Below are 15167 nucleotides of genomic sequence, written 5' to 3'. Positions count from 1 at the left end.
TTTAAGACAAATTCCTTTAATTTTCTATCGACAAAGTCATATGAAATACAGCGTGTTTTGCTATGATTTTACATTTCTCGATAGAAAGGGTGATGTTTCCATGTTTACAAAAAAAAGTTATGCAGGATCACGTGAGCAGCAATATGAAACAGTAATTAAACAACTTGATGCATTATTAACTGGTGAACCAAATGTAGTCGCTAATTTCTCCAACGCTTCGGCTCTTCTAAACCAATTTTTAGAGCGTGTTAATTGGGTTGGCTTTTATGTAACAGAAGGAACTCAACTTGTACTTGGACCATTTCAAGGAATGCCAGCGTGCGTTCGTATTCCTTTTGGACGCGGTGTTTGCGGCGTAGCAGCTGAAACAAAAACAACGCAGCTTGTTGCAGATGTTCATCAGTTCCCTGGGCACATCGCTTGTGACAGCGCTTCTAATTCTGAAATTGTTGTACCGATTATAAAAGAAGACAACGTCATTGGTGTACTCGATATTGATAGTCCCGAAAAAAATCGTTTCGACGAAGTGGATCAGCACTACTTAGAGAAATTTGTGGAAACGCTCCTAAAACATATGTAAAAGATGCGAGCCATCGATTTCGTAAATCGATGGCTCATTTTTTCATTCCCCATTCACATGAGAAAATGCATTCGATTGCTTCAGGAACGCGTACGCTAAATCCGAGACAATATCCTCCCATGATTCTAATCCAACAGATAAGCGTATTAAATTATCAGAAATGCCCATTTCATGGCGTACTGCCGCTGGAATGACAGCGTGCGTCATCGTTGCTGGATGTTGCACTAACGTCTCTGTGTCACCAAGACTCACCGCAATTGTAATAAATTGCAATTCATTCATGAATGCCTGTGCTTCTTCTTTTCCACCTTTAATCGTAAATGAAATCACACCGCCTCCGCGCTTCATTTGAGACGATGCTATTTCTCCTTCTGGATACCAAACTGCCTCAACACTTTCGTGATTTTTCAAAAAGGCCACGACTTTTTCCGCATTATCACAGTGCCGGTCCATTCGTACAGCTAACGTCTTTAAACCACGCAGCAAGAGCCATGCATCAAAAGGTGCCATAATTCCCCCGATATCTTTTCGAATCGGCCGAATTTGTTCAGTTAGCTCCTTCGTTTTACAAACCGTCACACCAGCAACAACATCGCCGTGACCGCCAATATATTTTGTAGCACTATGAAGAACAACATCACAGCCTAGTGTAAGAGGCGTTTGTAAATATGGCGAGCAAAATGTATTATCGACAATGACAAGCAGTTCATTTTGTTTTGCAACTTTGATAACCTTCTCTAAATTGATAAGCCTCATTGTTGGATTAATTGGTGTTTCAACAAATATCAATTTTGTATTCGAACGAATTGTCTCTTCAATCTCTTCTTCTGTTTCCATATCACATAATGAATGAGTAATCATAAATTTCTCTTCTAGTACTTCTAAAAAACCATACGTACACCCATATAATCCATTCGAACAAATGATATGATCTCCAGCACGTAAAAATGCAAGGAGCGTCGCCGAGATTGCTGCCATCCCAGAACCAAATGCTAGTGCCGATTCACCCCCTTCTAAAACAGCCATACGCTCTTCGAACAATTCCACAGTCGGATTTCCAAGTCTCGAATAAATATAAGATGGATCCTGCCCAGCAAAACTCGCTTCTCCTTGCTGCGCTGTTTCAAATGTATAAGTTGAAGTTTGAAATAGCGGCGGCGTTAAACTTCCTTTATGCATCTTAGACTCATACCCGTGATGAATAAGCGCTGTTTCTATATGTTTCTTTTTCATACAAACATCCCCCTTATATTTCTATTTTATGTAAGCGTTTTCTATCTGTTGCTATCCTTTCTTTCATGTTGTTTTAAATTCCTTCTTGTAATTTCCAAACTTTACATGTATAAAACAAAATGGAAACTCGCTTGACGAAATCCCATTCAAAAGATATAATAGCGTTTGTGTAAAATAAAAAGGCAGCCTTGTAATGTGAGTTTATTGTTTGTATTTTGTTCCTCTTGTGTGAGGTGTATCTCGTAACTCCCTGCTGCTGGAGCGAAGGTACATGAAAACAAAATGCGCATAAATGTCGATTACGTCTGTTTTTATTTTACGAAAATAAAAACACTTAAAGGAGGAGTCAACTATGGCTCGTTATACAGGTCCAGCTTGGAAACTGTCTCGTCGTCTTGGAATCTCTCTAAGCGGCACAGGTAAAGAATTAGAAAAACGCCCTTACGCACCAGGTCCTCACGGTCCTAACCAACGTAAGAAACTTTCAGAATACGGTTTACAATTACAAGAGAAACAAAAACTTCGTCACATGTACGGCATGACTGAGCGTCAATTCCGTCGCACATTTGACCAAGCAGGTAAAATGCCAGGTAAACACGGCGAAAACTTCATGATCCTTCTTGAAGCTCGTCTTGACAACCTAGTTTACCGCATGGGCTTAGCTCGCACTCGTCGTGCAGCTCGCCAATTAGTAAACCACGGTCACATCATGGTTGATGGTGCTCGCGTAGACATCCCATCTTACCGTGTAAAACCTAGTCAAACTATCAGCGTTCGCGAAAAATCTAACAACCTTGTTGTTGTTAAAGAAGCGATCGAAGTTAACAACTTCGTACCAGAATACTTAACTTTCGATGCTGACAAATTAGAAGCTACTTACACTCGTCACGCTGAGCGCGCTGAGTTACCAGCTGAAATCAACGAAGCGTTAATCGTAGAGTTCTACTCTCGTTAATGACGTAAAGCCGATCCTTTGGATCGGCTTTTTTCGTTCTTATAGCACTTATTAAAAAAGGATGATAACGAAAGCGAACGCTATCTTTATCATCCTTTTTTTAACTTACTCTTATATATAAAATAAAGTTTATTTATCTTCTTGTTTCTCCACATACACATAAGCATCTTTAGGATTTTTATGTACATCACTTTGTGTATTCTCCGCAAGCTGACTAGCATTTAGCAAAGAAAAGATGATGAGCGCTTCTAGTGACATTTTCTTTTACCATTCCTTTCTTTTATCTTATACATATATCATACTCCTCACTTGTGATTTCCGTATGAACATAGAAAGAAGATTAAAACAAAAAGGCTTTGAGGAGTATGTCTCCCCAAAGCCTTTTTTTATAAACCTGTATTGATTAGTAACGAATTAAGAAATATTTCTTTTTACCGCGGCGGATAATTGTAAATTTACCTTCAATACGGTCTTTTTCTGTTATAACATAATCTAATGCTTGTGTACGCTCACCGTTTACGTAAATTGCACCATTTGTTACATCTTCACGCGCTTGGCGTTTTGATGGTGAAATTTTGCTTTCAACAAGCAAGTCGATTAATACTGTATCTTCTGCACTGCGTTCTACAGATGGTACATCTTTGAAACCTTGCTCAATTTCGTTTGCAGTTAGTTCAGCTACAGAACCGCTAAATAATGCTGCAGAAATTTTAATTGCTTGCTCTAATGCTTCAGCGCCATGAACAAGTTTTGTCATTTCAGAAGCTAATGCTTTTTGTGCTGCACGTTTTTCTGGTGCTTCAGATACTTGTTTTTCTAGCTCAAGAATTTCTTCATGAGATAAGAACGTGAAGTATTTCAAGTATTTTACAACATCGCGGTCGTCTGTGTTGATCCAGAATTGGTAGAACTCGTAAGGAGTTGTTTTCTCTGGATCTAACCAAATTGCGCCGCCTTCTGTTTTACCAAACTTCGTACCATCAGATTTCGTAACAAGCGGAATTGTTAAACCGAATGCTTTCGCATCTTCTTCTGATTTACGAATTAATTCAAGACCAGCTGTAATGTTACCCCATTGGTCACTACCACCGATTTGCAGACGGCAATCGTGTTGTTGATATAAGTTTAAGAAGTCGTATGATTGTAAAATCATGTAACTAAATTCCGTAAATGAAATACCAGTCTCTAAACGAGATGCTACTGTATCTTTTGCTAACATATAGTTTAAACCGAAGTTTTTACCGATGTCGCGTAAGAATGTAATTACATCTAAGTTACCAAGCCAATCATAGTTATTAGCCATCGTTGCTGGGTTTTCTACATTTTCAAACTCTAAGAAGTTTGAAAGCTGATTTTTAATACTTTCCGTGTAGTAAGCAACTGTATCTTTCGTATTTAATGTACGCTCTGCTTTTTTACCACTTGGGTCACCGATCATACCAGTACCGCCACCTACAAGTGCGATTGGTTGATGACCAGCTAATTGGAAACGACGTAGCATTAATACCGGTAACATATGACCAATGTGTAAGCTATCTGCTGTCGGATCAAAACCACAGTATAATTTAACGCTTTCTTTTTCTAATAATTGTTGTAAACCTTCAGCATCTGTTTGCTGATTAATTAGCCCGCGAAACTCAAGATCTTGTAAAATACCCATATTCTACATACTCTCCTTTAAATTAAATAGAGCGTGAAATGTGAAAACATAAAAAAATCGCCCCTCAAATAAGGGACGATTTTGATCATCGCGTTACCACCCTAGTTGCAGGCAAAAACCTGCCACCTCATTCACATAACGGCTCAGCACCGTCTTTTCCCTTTTGAATACGATTCAATCGAAAAAAGATGCTCTAGGGGCGTAATTCGCGATCATCTATGTGCTGATTTCCACCGACCATCAGCTCTCTAAAACAGGGAAATGATCACTACTTCTCCCTTTCCACGCTCAGTTATTTATATACTTTTCTTTATACCATCATTTATATAGGCATGTCAAATAGAGGCGTGAGTTTCTTAGTCTTCCATTCCTTTACAAAGTCGCAATGAATATTGTAATAAGGGAGAGGATTGGAACACCAACTAATAGTGAAACATGAAACACAATCGATAAATCATTTCCAATAGTCGCTTCCACAGGATCTTTTGCTGGGGAGGCAAGGAATCCAAGTAATCGATCGAAGCGACTTACCGTTTTTGGAAAATCCAGTATTTCTACATGGTCGCTATCTAAATGCTGCTTTAATTTATACTCTTTTTTTAAGGGATTTTCACTCAATTTCATCCACCTCCAGCAATTGTTTCAATTTCTTTATACCATTATGAAGTCTCGATTTCACTGTTCCTACAGAAATACCTAAAACCTCTGCAATTTCCTTTTGCGGCATATCATGATAATAAGAAAGAATAAGGACCGCCCTTTGCTCTTCAGGAACTTTCAAAATCGCCTCTCTTACGGTGAGCCGGTCTTCTTCTGAAAATTCCTTCTCCTGTATTGGTACTAAAAACGGTAAAAGAGAGCGCCACTTTTTTCTTCGATTCAATTTATTAATCATAAGGCGATAACCGATTTGAAACAAATACGTTTTAATTTTCCCCTTTTCAATCTCATACATATGCTTCTTACGTTCTAACGATAAAAATGTATCTTGAACGAGATCTATACTCAATTGCTCATCACGGTTAAATCGATACAAAAATGTATATAGCGCTGGTTTCATTAAAACATATAGTTTTTCTCCAGCTTGCTTATCCCCATTTTGATACGCAAGCATGAGCTCTTCCTCACTCCCAATCTGCGCCATGTTTTTTAATCTCCTTTATTCCTTTTAAGGTTAAAGAAATTCGGCTAATTAAGTACCCACTTGCTACAAGTGTCCACACTTGTGATTGATTCGTAAAAAACTGGACGTATGGATTTTGAACCGTAAATCCGCTCGAGACTAAAATATTTAATACTTGTACGCATATGCACGCATACACCGCAAGACAGACAGAAATTGTATCAAATACATTCCAGCGAAAATATATTTTTGTTTTTGTAAAATCAATTTTATATCCGTTTGTTCGAACGATATATTTCCTATCAAAAGGTATCACAATTCCAAGAATAACAATCATCATAATAACTACTACAGCACCTGAAACAATAAATCCAATTAGCATGTAGGTCGCCTCCTAATCTATCATGTCATAAACTTATACAACCGACAGAGGCAAATGGTTCAAAAGAATTTATTTTATTTTTTTAATTATTCTCGCAGGATTCCCACCAACTACAACGTTATCAGGAACTTCCTTCGTTACAACTGCACCAGAAGCAATCACCGCATTATCTCCAATCGTAACCCCTGGGTTAATAATAGCTCTTCCACCAATCCAAACGTTATTCCCAATTGTTACTGGTTTCCCAAATTCCTTGCCACTGATACGTTCAATGGGATCAAGTGGGTGTGTTGCGGTGTAAATGTGAACTCCTGGAGCTAACATACAGTTCTCACCGACTGTGACTGGACAGACATCTAAAATGACGCAATCAAAATTAGCATAAAAGTTTTCTCCAACATGAATGTTATAGCCGTAATCACATTTGAAAGAAGATTCAATATGAATGTTGTCTCCTATGGATCCAAACAATTCTTTTACTAGCAAACTACGTTCTTCAGATTTTGTTTCCGGTGTTTCATTTAATTTTCTTGTTAATATACGAGCCAGCTCCCTGTCTTGTACTAATACTGGATCAGCCGGTACGTACATTTCACCTTGTATCATTTTTTCTTTTTCTGTTTTCATAATAGCATCCCCTTTAACACGTATATATAAGTTATTTTTCTTATGATAACACAAAAAAGAAAGGTCTGAACGAAATAATACGTTCAGACCTTTCTCTGTTAATCTTCCATTGTTGATAAATCGCCTGTTGGCAAGTTTAACTCCCATGCTTTTAACACGCGTCGCATAATTTTACCACTTCTCGTTTTCGGTAGTTTATCTCGGAATTCAATTTGTCTTGGCGCTGCATGAGCTGCTAAGCCTTTTTTCACAAATTGACGAATCTCTTCTTTTAATTCATCAGATGCTTCATAACCTGCGCGCAGTGCGATAAACGCTTTAATAATCTCACCGCGCACTGGGTCTGGAATACCGATTACACCAGCTTCTGCTACCGCAGCGTGTTCAATTAATTTACTTTCTACTTCAAATGGACCAACGCGCTCACCAGAAGTCATAATGACATCATCAATACGCCCTTGGAACCAGAAATATCCATCTTCATCCATATAAGCAGAGTCACCTGATACATACCAATCTCCTGGCATGAAGTAAGATTCATATTTTTGCGGATTGTTCCAAACTGCGCGCATCATCGATGGCCAGCCCTTAGCAATCGCTAAGTTCCCCATTGTATATGGCGGTACTTCATTTCCTTCGTTATCAACAATCGCTGCTTTCACACCTGGAATTGGTTTCCCCATTGATCCGGGGCGAATTTCCATACAAGGATAGTTACAAATAACTTGTGCCCCTGTTTCTGTCATCCACCATGTATCGTGAATACGAAGGCCAAATGCGTTCATTCCCCAGCGAATTACTTCTGGATTTAACGGCTCACCAACACTTAGTACGTGACGGAGTGCTGATAAATCGTATTTCTTAATCGCTTCTTCGCCAGCTCCCATTAACATGCGGAATGCTGTTGGCGCACTATACCAAACTGTTACACCGTAATCTTGCAGTGCTTCGTACCATGCCTCTGGACTAAAACGCCCTCCTAAAACGACATTTGATCCACCTACTAACCACGGTGCAAAAATCCCGTAAGCAGTTCCTGTTACCCAACCTGGATCAGCTGTGCACCAATATACATCGTCCTCTTTTAAATCGAGCACCCATTTTGCAGTTTGATAATGCTGCACCATTGCATTTTGCGCATGAAGAACACCTTTTGGCTTCCCTGTAGAACCGGACGTATAATGAAGAATTAATCCATCTTCACGGTCTAACCATTCGATTTGTAGTTTGTTAGAAGCTTGTTCAAATAATGGATTAAACGCAACAAGTTTTCCGCCTTCTTCTACATTCTCTCCAACAAGAAAGACTGTTTTTAACGCTGGTAAATCATTAAGCGGAACACGCTCTAACAATTCAGGCGTTGTAATTAACACTTTCGCTTCGCTATCTTCTAAACGATCGCGCACCGCTCCTTCCATAAATGCTTCAAATAACGGACCAACAATTGCTCCTAATTTCACTGCACCAAGAAGTGCGAAATATAATTCTGGTGAACGCGGCATGAAAATAAAAACGCGATCTCCTTTTTCTACATCACCATAGTTTTTCAGGACATTTCCCGCTTTGTTGGAAAACTCCTTCATTTCTTTAAATGTATATTTCTCTTTGCGCACTCCATCTTGATAATAAAGTGCCACTTTATTTTTTCGATCAGATTTCGCATGTTTATCAATTGTCTCATATGCCATATTTACTCGGCCTGTTTCATACCAAGAAAAGTTTTTATTAACCTCCTCCCAGTTGAAACCTGCATATGTTTCTTCATAATCGGGCAAATTATTTTCTCCTTTAATAACTGGAAGCGTTTCTACTTTCATACTTTACATCCCCCTCCTATGTATTCTATTATCTATTATAATGATATTATTTAAAATTTTCAGTATATTTGTTGATTTTTAGACAAATTTTTACTGACAAAATTCGATTCACATCGCATATATTATAAAGTACGATAATATATAGTAGATTCACAAACCCTCAAGGTGGTGAGCAAAACATTGATTCATAAAAAAATATATAATGCAAGAAACTTAAAAACAACGCAAGGAACCTTAATCATTGAAGGTCCTGTATCTACCCATAATCTTGAAATGTGTGAATTTCATCCAGACTTAGTTGCCTTTCGTCCCGCTGATCAACAATATAAAGCGATTGTCGAAATTTCTAAATTACCAGAAGCTCGTCTCATTATCGCAAGACATGACCAAACAATTGTCGGATATGTTACATATTTATATCCTGATCCGCTAGAACGATGGTCAGAAGGAAACATGGAAAACTTAATTGAACTCGGAGCAATTGAAGTCATTCCCGCATTCCGCGGATGCTCGGTTGGAAAAAATCTATTAGAGGTTTCGATGATGGATGATCATATGGAAGATTATATTATATTAACGACTGAATATTATTGGCACTGGGATTTAAAACAAACTGGTTTAAATGTTTGGGAATACCGTAAAGTAATGGAAAAGATGATGAATGCCGGCGGACTAGAGTGGATGGCAACAGATGATCCAGAAATTTGTTCCCACCCAGCTAACTGTTTAATGGTTCGTATCGGCAACCGCGTCGATACAAATTCCATCCAAGATTTTGACCGTTTACGCTTTAAAAATCGTTTTATGTATTAAGAAAGGGGCATATGGAATGATTGTAGAAGAAATTATGAATCATGATGTAATCGCACTGCACCCAGATGATACGATAGAAACAGCACTGCGCACATTAAATGCGAAAAGCATTCGGCACATTCCCATTGTTAATCATGAGAACAATGTAGTCGGTATTATTTCTGATCGCGACGTACGCGATGCGAGTCCGTCGATTCTTGATGAACAAGTTTCAATGGATACACTTAAGCAACCGATTAAGCTAATTATGAAACAACCGGTAATGACATGCCATCCTCTTGACTTTGTAGAGGAAATTGCAACACTATTTTTTGAAAATAAAATTGGCTGTCTTCCTGTTACAAAGGGCGGAAAGCTTGTTGGAATCATATCAGAATCCACAGTATTACATACACTCGTGAAACTAACAGGTGCCCATCAGCCAAGTTCACAAATTGAAATTCAAGTGAAAAATGAACCTGGTATTCTCGGAAAGGTAGTTGCTATTTTTAGTGATTTACATATTAATATTGTGAGCGTTCTCGTCTATCCAGCAAGAGATGAGAATGATAAAGTACTCGTTTTCCGCATTCAAACGATGAATCCTCTAAGAGTGATCGAAACATTAGAGCAAAAAGGTTATCATGTCTTATGGCCAAACATAATGGGGATGCAGGCATGAAGAGTGCCTTCATTTATTCAGATGATTTTCGGGGCTATTCCTTTAGCCCTGAACATCCCTTTAATCAGCTTCGTGTTACACTCACCTACGATTTACTAGAAAAGAGTGGGCTGATTCACCCTTCTCAAGTTATTCCACCGCGAATGGCAACAGATGAGGAGATTGCTTTCATTCATACAGAGGAATACATAAATGCGGTAAAACGTGCTGGAGAAGGAAAATTAGAAAGATCAATCGCCATGTCATATGGTCTTGGAACAGAAGATACACCGATGTTTCCAAATATGCATGAAGCGAGCGCATTACTTGTTGGCGGTACATTAACGGCTGTAGATGCCGTTCTTTCAGGTCAAGTAAAGCACGCATTAAATTTAGGTGGTGGCCTGCACCACGGATTTCGCGGTAAAGCATCTGGTTTTTGCATTTATAACGATAGCTCGATTGCTATAAAATATATGCAAAAAAAATATGGATTGCGTGTTTTATACATTGACACAGATGCCCATCATGGTGATGGTGTACAATGGTCCTTTTATGATGACCCTAACGTCTGCACCATCTCACTACATGAAACTGGGCGCTATTTATTTCCTGGAACCGGCGCTGTAAACGAGCGCGGTCAAGGTGTTGGCTATAGTTATTCTTTTAACGTTCCACTCGATGCCTTTACAGAAGACGAATCTTTTTTACAATCTTATCGTACCGTGGTAAAAGAAGTCGCAGCTTACTTTAAACCGGATATCATTTTAACGCAAAACGGAGCCGATGCACATTATTACGATCCTCTTACTCACCTTTGTGCAACGATGCAAATTTATCGTGAAATTCCAAAGCTTGCTCATGAAATCGCTAATGAATACTGCGACGGACGCTGGATCGCCGTTGGTGGTGGCGGCTATGATATATGGCGCGTCGTTCCAAGAGCATGGGCACTCATTTGGCTCGAAATGAACAATATCCAAAACATCTCAGGTTATCTTCCCCCAGAATGGATTGAAGCTTGGAAAGGACAAGCACCTATTGAACTTCCCCTCACATGGGAAGACCCTAACAACATGTATAGCCCTATCCCTCGAAAGCCAGAAATTGAAGAAAAAAATGCATTAACAGTGGCAAAATCCCTTGAAATTATTCGGAATAATACGAAAAAGGCTTTATATTAAATGATAAGAATAGGGGACTTTCTCCTATTCTTTTTTATGAAAGGTGATATTTATGTGGGAACAAAAACGCTTACATACAAAGCGTGGTACTTTTGAAGTATTTATAAAAGGCGATGGTGAACCACTTTGTGTTACACATCATTATTCACAGTTTAATGAAACTGGTGATTATTTTGCAGAGAGCTTTACTCGTACTCACCGTGTATTTCTTATTAATTTAAAAGATGCTGGTCATTCTGTAAAAGCTACACAGGAAACTGAATTGAGCTTGAGCGAAGCAATTGAAGATTTAGAAGCACTAAAAGACGCATTGCAATTTTCATCATGGCATTTCGCTGGTCATTCTACAGGCGGTATGCTTGGACTCCTATATGCCGTGACTTATCCAAATTCTTTACAATCCTTAATCGTTGTAGGTGCTGCTGCTAGTAACTATACAGAAACATCCGATTGCATTTACCATCCGAATCATCCACAATTTCAATACATGCAAGACATTATGGAAGAATTGAAACTCCCTAATCTTACTCCAAAAGAGCGAAGTGTATTATCAGCTGAACGAACAAAATTATCTTTATATGAGCCAGAACGCTATAAAACATACTTCTCGAAACCGATTTATAAAACAATGGCTGTAAGTCGGATGAACGCTTTCGCTAACGAATACCCACAATTCGACTTAAGAGATCAGCTTTCATCTATTACAGCAAAAACATTAATCATTTGTGGAAATCATGACGTTCAATGTCCAGTGCAATATTCTATCGAGATGCACAAAGGTATACCTGGTTCTATCTTTATTCCGTTTGAGCATAGCAACCATTATCCTTTTTTAGAAGAAAGCGATTATTTTTCGTCTATTATTAAAACTTTCTATAAACCATTACAGCATGAAAGCAGCAAGTACTAAATCACTTGCTGCTTGATCATATTTCCAGATAATCGTTCATAACGAGCGATATGTGCTTTTACTCTTGCAACTAATTCACTTGAACTGAACGGCTTTTTAATATAATCATCCGAAGTGCTTGCAGTAAAAGAGTACTTCGGGTATATCAAAACTTTAATCTTTGTTTCCTTCTAATACGTATGCTACAGTATAGTTGCTATACAACTATACAACTTATAAAAATCCATAGCAGGGTGGGAAACTATATGAATAAACCTCGAATTGGTATGATAGGGCTAGGTAGCATCGCACAAAAAGCTTATCTTCCAACTCTTACAAAAGAAACAGATTGGATATTTACAGGAGCGTTTACACCAAATGCTGAAAAACGCAAACAAATCTGTAAGCAATATCGTATTCAAGACTTCACTAGCTTACAAACTCTCGCTTCAGAATGCGATGCAATGTTTGTCCATAGTTCCACTGCAACACATTATGAAATCGTTTCCGAACTTCTTCAAAAAGGAATCGATGTTTACGTTGACAAACCATTAGCTGCTACGGTCGAGCAAGCAGAAAGATTAGTGGAACTGAGTGAAAAACATAATCGTAAACTAATGGTTGGTTTTAACCGTCGATTTGTCCCTATGTATGTTACAGCAAAAGAACAAGCAAATGATATTTCATGGATTCGTATTGAAAAACATCGCACAAACAAAGTTGGTCCATATACATATGACTTTACAATGCTTGATGATTATTTACACATCGTCGATACAGCACGCTGGTTAGCAAATGGTAATCTTCGCGTTGTTCATAATATGCTGCAAACAAACGAAAAAAATGAACTCCTTTATGGCCATCATACGTATACAAGTTCAGCTGGTACATTACTCTCTACCGCTATGCATCGCCATGCTGGTACAAATCTAGAACAAATCGAACTTGTCACAACAGGGAAAATCATTCGTGTAAAAAACATGAATGCGCTAGAGGTTGAACAAGATAATCGCATTACACAAAGCGGTTCACCTTCATGGGGAACGACATTAAAGCAGCGTGGTTTTGAAGATGCTGTGCAGCATTTCATCAATTGTGTACAAGGGGATACAAAGCCACTAGTTGATGGAGTAGAAGGATTAAAATCCCAACAAATGCTAGATTCATTACTACAATCTACCGAAATGAAAATCACATAATTTGGATTTTATAGAAGGAAACGGATACATTTTTCAGAATTTACTTTCATTCCCATTTCCCCTTTATTTCTATCAAAAACTTCTATAGAATATGTTGATAGGAATTATAAGTTTCATACTGAATCGTGGAAAGGATGGAAATTATAAATGTGGAACGAGTTTAAAAAGTTCGCTTTAAAAGGGAATGTTATGGATTTAGCTGTCGGGGTTGTAATCGGAGCTGCTTTCGGGAAAATCGTAAGTTCTTTAGTAAAAGACATTATCATACCATTAATCGGTATGTTAATGGGTGGTATCGACTTTACAGGTTTAAAAATTACATTTGGTAAAACAGCTATTATGTATGGTAACTTCATCCAAACTATCTTTGACTTCCTAATCATCGCAGCTGCTATCTTTGCATTTATTAAAGTTTTCAACAAGCTAACATTCAAAAAAGAAGAAGAAAAGAAAGAAGAAATTCCAGAACCAACAAAAGAAGAAGTACTTCTTGGCGAAATTCGCGACTTATTGAAACAACAAAACGCTTCAAAAGACAACGCATAATTGAACGGATAAAAAGCATGCCCACATTAAAATGTACCCTATAGAATAGACACTTAAAAAAAAGTCTATTCTATAGGGTATTTCTTGTATAATAGGAGAAAAATTAGAATCGGAGAAATTTCACAATGACGAAAAAGCTATTTACAGAAAAAGAGGTTCAAACGCTATCAAAGAATCCATACGTAAAATCTATGAGTGAGAAAGGAATTACTTATACAGACGACTTTAAGCGCATATTTATTGAAGAAAATAGAAAAGGAAAGTTACCACGAGACATTTTTGAAAAATATGGTTTTGATATAGATATGATCGGAATGAAGCGTGTTACGTCGGCAAGAGATAGATGGTGTGCCGCTTATAGAAAAAATGGTGTATTAGGATTACGTGATACACGTAAAGAAAACCTAGGGAGATCTTTAGAGAGAGAACTTACTTTAGAGGAAAAGTATGCGCGTTTAGAAGCTGAACGGAACTTACTAAAAGCTGAAAATGAGCTGTTAAAAAAGATCAAACTTATGGAAGGGAGGATGAAAAGGAAATAACGTTACTACCTAGTAAAAAATATATCTTGATTCGTTCTGTTATCGTAAAATATAACCTAAGAAATATGGTGAGTCACTTATGTAAGATAGCTGGCGTTTCACGTTCTGGATATTATAACTATTTCTCTTTGAAAGCTAGAGAACAACGAAAACAAATGGATAAAAAAGACGAGAAAGTGAAGAGAATCATATTAAAAGCTTTTCATTTTAAAGGACGTCAAAAAGGAGCCCGTCAAATAAAAATGACATTGGAGGGGCAATTTCATATTGTTTACAATTTGAAGCGTATACGAAGAATTATGAAAAAATACAAGATTGTTTGCCAGATTCGGAAAGCGAATCCTTATAAAAAAATGATGAAAGCGACGCAAGAACATAGAGTGGTCCCAAACTTATTAAAGCGAGAATTCAAACAAAACATCCCGGGAAAAGTATTACTTACCGATATCACTTATTTATTTTACGGAAAAGGAAAGAAAGCGTATTTATCGACTATTAAGGATGGATCAACCAATGAAATTTTGGCTTACCACGTTTCTAGTCGAATTACGTTAGATTTAGCCATAGATACACTTGTAAAGCTAAAGAAGAATAGAAAGGTAAAGTTAGCCGAAGGAGCATTTATTCATTCTGATCAAGGCTCTCACTATACAAGTCCTATTTATCAAAAGTTGGTCAAGAAATATGGATTAGGACAATCCATGTCAAGAAGAGGAAACTGTTGGGATAACGCCCCACAAGAATCATTTTTTGGTCATTTTAAAGATGAAGCATATATAAAACCTTGTGAGTCTTTTGCACAATTAAAAAATGAAATTAAGAACTACATGACGTATTACAATCATTATAGATATCAATGGAATTTAAAAAAGATGACTCCTGTTGAATACAGAAATCATCTTCTTGATGTTGCATAACTTTTTTTAAAAATGTCCTTTACAAAGGGTACAGATTACATAGGACATGCTTTTTTATAT

General features: G+C 37.6%; 17 protein-coding genes, 1 pseudogene and 1 other annotated feature. Of the genes and pseudogenes, 9 read left to right on the top strand and 9 right to left on the bottom strand.

Going from position 1 to position 15167, the window contains the following annotated elements; all coding sequences use genetic code 11:
* The first annotated feature begins 100 nt into the window (after positions 1-100).
* Complete coding sequence (locus MHH45_RS20625) at positions 101-580, top strand: GAF domain-containing protein (RefSeq protein WP_016116641.1); 480 nt, start codon at positions 101-103, stop codon at positions 578-580.
* Positions 581-622: 42 nt separating this feature from the next.
* On the opposite strand, the gene megL is transcribed toward MHH45_RS20625, so the two are convergent.
* Complete coding sequence (megL, locus tag MHH45_RS20620; RefSeq protein WP_016116642.1) at positions 623-1813, bottom strand: methionine gamma-lyase; 1191 nt, start codon at positions 1811-1813, stop codon at positions 623-625.
* Between the two features lie 352 nt (positions 1814-2165).
* On the opposite strand from megL, the gene rpsD reads away from it, so the two are divergent.
* Positions 2166-2768 (top strand): 30S ribosomal protein S4, encoded by a 603-nt coding sequence (rpsD, locus tag MHH45_RS20615; protein ID WP_016116643.1) that lies wholly within the window; start codon positions 2166-2168, stop codon positions 2766-2768.
* A 129-nt stretch (positions 2769-2897) separates the two neighbouring features.
* Here rpsD and MHH45_RS20610 read toward each other — a convergent pair whose 3' ends face one another.
* The 7 genes from MHH45_RS20610 to acsA form a co-directional block, all read right to left on the bottom strand.
* Positions 2898-3026 (bottom strand): hypothetical protein, encoded by a 129-nt coding sequence (locus MHH45_RS20610; protein WP_016116644.1) that lies wholly within the window; start codon positions 3024-3026, stop codon positions 2898-2900.
* 145 nt (positions 3027-3171) lie between these two features.
* The gene (gene tyrS, locus MHH45_RS20605) at positions 3172-4428 is read right to left on the bottom strand and encodes a tyrosine--tRNA ligase (protein ID WP_077295316.1); all 1257 of its coding nucleotides are present in this window, start codon (positions 4426-4428) and stop codon (positions 3172-3174) included.
* Positions 4429-4496: 68 nt separating this feature from the next.
* Positions 4497-4722: a binding site (T-box leader), on the bottom strand.
* Positions 4723-4800: 78 nt separating this feature from the next.
* A complete protein-coding gene (locus MHH45_RS20600; protein WP_016116646.1) occupies positions 4801-5046 on the bottom strand; it encodes a hypothetical protein in 246 nt (81 codons plus the stop codon).
* The gene (locus MHH45_RS20595; protein ID WP_016116647.1) at positions 5039-5572 is read right to left on the bottom strand and encodes an RNA polymerase sigma factor; all 534 of its coding nucleotides are present in this window, start codon (positions 5570-5572) and stop codon (positions 5039-5041) included. Before MHH45_RS20595 ends, MHH45_RS20600 begins: the two co-directional genes overlap by 8 nt.
* Positions 5553-5933 (bottom strand): hypothetical protein, encoded by a 381-nt coding sequence (locus MHH45_RS20590; protein WP_016116648.1) that lies wholly within the window; start codon positions 5931-5933, stop codon positions 5553-5555. Before MHH45_RS20590 ends, MHH45_RS20595 begins: the two co-directional genes overlap by 20 nt.
* A 69-nt stretch (positions 5934-6002) precedes the next feature.
* On the bottom strand, positions 6003-6560 hold the full coding sequence (locus MHH45_RS20585) for a maltose acetyltransferase domain-containing protein (protein ID WP_033671531.1): 558 nt from the start codon (positions 6558-6560) through the stop codon (positions 6003-6005).
* 98 nt (positions 6561-6658) lie between these two features.
* On the bottom strand, positions 6659-8377 hold the full coding sequence (acsA, locus tag MHH45_RS20580; protein ID WP_016116650.1) for an acetate--CoA ligase: 1719 nt from the start codon (positions 8375-8377) through the stop codon (positions 6659-6661).
* Between the two features lie 180 nt (positions 8378-8557).
* Between acsA and MHH45_RS20575 the strand changes: the two genes are divergently transcribed.
* The 4 genes from MHH45_RS20575 to MHH45_RS20560 are packed head-to-tail and all read left to right on the top strand — an operon-like array spanning position 8558 to position 11924.
* Positions 8558-9190: a GNAT family N-acetyltransferase gene (locus MHH45_RS20575; RefSeq protein ID WP_016116651.1), complete on the top strand. Its 633-nt coding sequence runs from the start codon at positions 8558-8560 to the stop codon at positions 9188-9190.
* 16 nt (positions 9191-9206) lie between these two features.
* Entirely contained in the window at positions 9207-9851 is a 645-nt protein-coding gene (locus MHH45_RS20570; RefSeq protein WP_016116652.1) for an acetoin utilization AcuB family protein, read from the top strand.
* Positions 9848-11014 carry an acetoin utilization protein AcuC gene (locus tag MHH45_RS20565; RefSeq protein WP_018764514.1) on the top strand — a complete coding sequence of 389 codons (1167 nt, stop codon included), beginning with the start codon at positions 9848-9850 and terminating at the stop codon, positions 11012-11014. Before MHH45_RS20570 ends, MHH45_RS20565 begins: the two co-directional genes overlap by 4 nt.
* 52 nt (positions 11015-11066) lie before the next feature.
* Complete coding sequence (locus tag MHH45_RS20560) at positions 11067-11924, top strand: alpha/beta fold hydrolase (protein ID WP_016116654.1); 858 nt, start codon at positions 11067-11069, stop codon at positions 11922-11924.
* A gap of 5 nt (positions 11925-11929) precedes the next feature.
* On the opposite strand, the pseudogene MHH45_RS20555 reads toward MHH45_RS20560, so the two are convergent.
* Positions 11930-12037 (bottom strand): annotated as a pseudogene (locus MHH45_RS20555) (DNA-binding response regulator); the annotation flags it as partial.
* 132 nt (positions 12038-12169) lie between these two features.
* Between MHH45_RS20555 and MHH45_RS20550 the strand changes: the two are divergent.
* The 3 genes from MHH45_RS20550 (at position 12170) to MHH45_RS20540 (ending at position 15107) form a co-directional block, all read left to right on the top strand.
* The gene (locus MHH45_RS20550) at positions 12170-13102 is read left to right on the top strand and encodes a Gfo/Idh/MocA family protein (protein WP_016116655.1); all 933 of its coding nucleotides are present in this window, start codon (positions 12170-12172) and stop codon (positions 13100-13102) included.
* Between the two features lie 147 nt (positions 13103-13249).
* Positions 13250-13648 carry a large conductance mechanosensitive channel protein MscL gene (gene mscL, locus MHH45_RS20545; protein WP_016116656.1) on the top strand — a complete coding sequence of 133 codons (399 nt, stop codon included), beginning with the start codon at positions 13250-13252 and terminating at the stop codon, positions 13646-13648.
* Between the two features lie 125 nt (positions 13649-13773).
* A protein-coding gene (locus tag MHH45_RS20540) for an IS3 family transposase (RefSeq protein WP_340862339.1) occupies positions 13774-15107 on the top strand; the annotation gives its coding sequence in 2 pieces (ribosomal slippage) (positions 13774-14161 and positions 14161-15107; 1335 coding nt in all).
* The last annotated feature ends 60 nt before the right edge of the window (positions 15108-15167 follow it).

The sequence above is a fragment of the Bacillus sp. FSL K6-0042 genome, from assembly GCF_038006685.1.
Classification (GTDB): Bacteria; Bacillota; Bacilli; order Bacillales; family Bacillaceae_G; genus Bacillus_A; species Bacillus_A pseudomycoides.
The sequence above is the reverse complement of the archived record's forward strand: the minus strand, read 5'-3'. Positions and strand labels throughout refer to the sequence as shown.

Coding starts and splice junctions, on each gene's coding strand:
- mscL (WP_016116656.1), top strand. CDS start 13,250: ATGTGGAACGAGTTTAAAAAGTTCGCTTTAAAAGGGAATGTTATGGAT.
- megL (WP_016116642.1), bottom strand. CDS start 1,813: ATGAAAAAGAAACATATAGAAACAGCGCTTATTCATCACGGGTATGAG.
- rpsD (WP_016116643.1), top strand. CDS start 2,166: ATGGCTCGTTATACAGGTCCAGCTTGGAAACTGTCTCGTCGTCTTGGA.
- MHH45_RS20625 (WP_016116641.1), top strand. CDS start 101: ATGTTTACAAAAAAAAGTTATGCAGGATCACGTGAGCAGCAATATGAA.
- MHH45_RS20560 (WP_016116654.1), top strand. CDS start 11,067: ATGTGGGAACAAAAACGCTTACATACAAAGCGTGGTACTTTTGAAGTA.
- MHH45_RS20590 (WP_016116648.1), bottom strand. CDS start 5,933: ATGCTAATTGGATTTATTGTTTCAGGTGCTGTAGTAGTTATTATGATG.
- MHH45_RS20570 (WP_016116652.1), top strand. CDS start 9,207: ATGATTGTAGAAGAAATTATGAATCATGATGTAATCGCACTGCACCCA.
- tyrS (WP_077295316.1), bottom strand. CDS start 4,428: ATGGGTATTTTACAAGATCTTGAGTTTCGCGGGCTAATTAATCAGCAA.
- MHH45_RS20595 (WP_016116647.1), bottom strand. CDS start 5,572: ATGGCGCAGATTGGGAGTGAGGAAGAGCTCATGCTTGCGTATCAAAAT.
- MHH45_RS20610 (WP_016116644.1), bottom strand. CDS start 3,026: ATGTCACTAGAAGCGCTCATCATCTTTTCTTTGCTAAATGCTAGTCAG.
- MHH45_RS20550 (WP_016116655.1), top strand. CDS start 12,170: ATGAATAAACCTCGAATTGGTATGATAGGGCTAGGTAGCATCGCACAA.
- acsA (WP_016116650.1), bottom strand. CDS start 8,377: ATGAAAGTAGAAACGCTTCCAGTTATTAAAGGAGAAAATAATTTGCCC.
- MHH45_RS20585 (WP_033671531.1), bottom strand. CDS start 6,560: ATGAAAACAGAAAAAGAAAAAATGATACAAGGTGAAATGTACGTACCG.
- MHH45_RS20565 (WP_018764514.1), top strand. CDS start 9,848: ATGAAGAGTGCCTTCATTTATTCAGATGATTTTCGGGGCTATTCCTTT.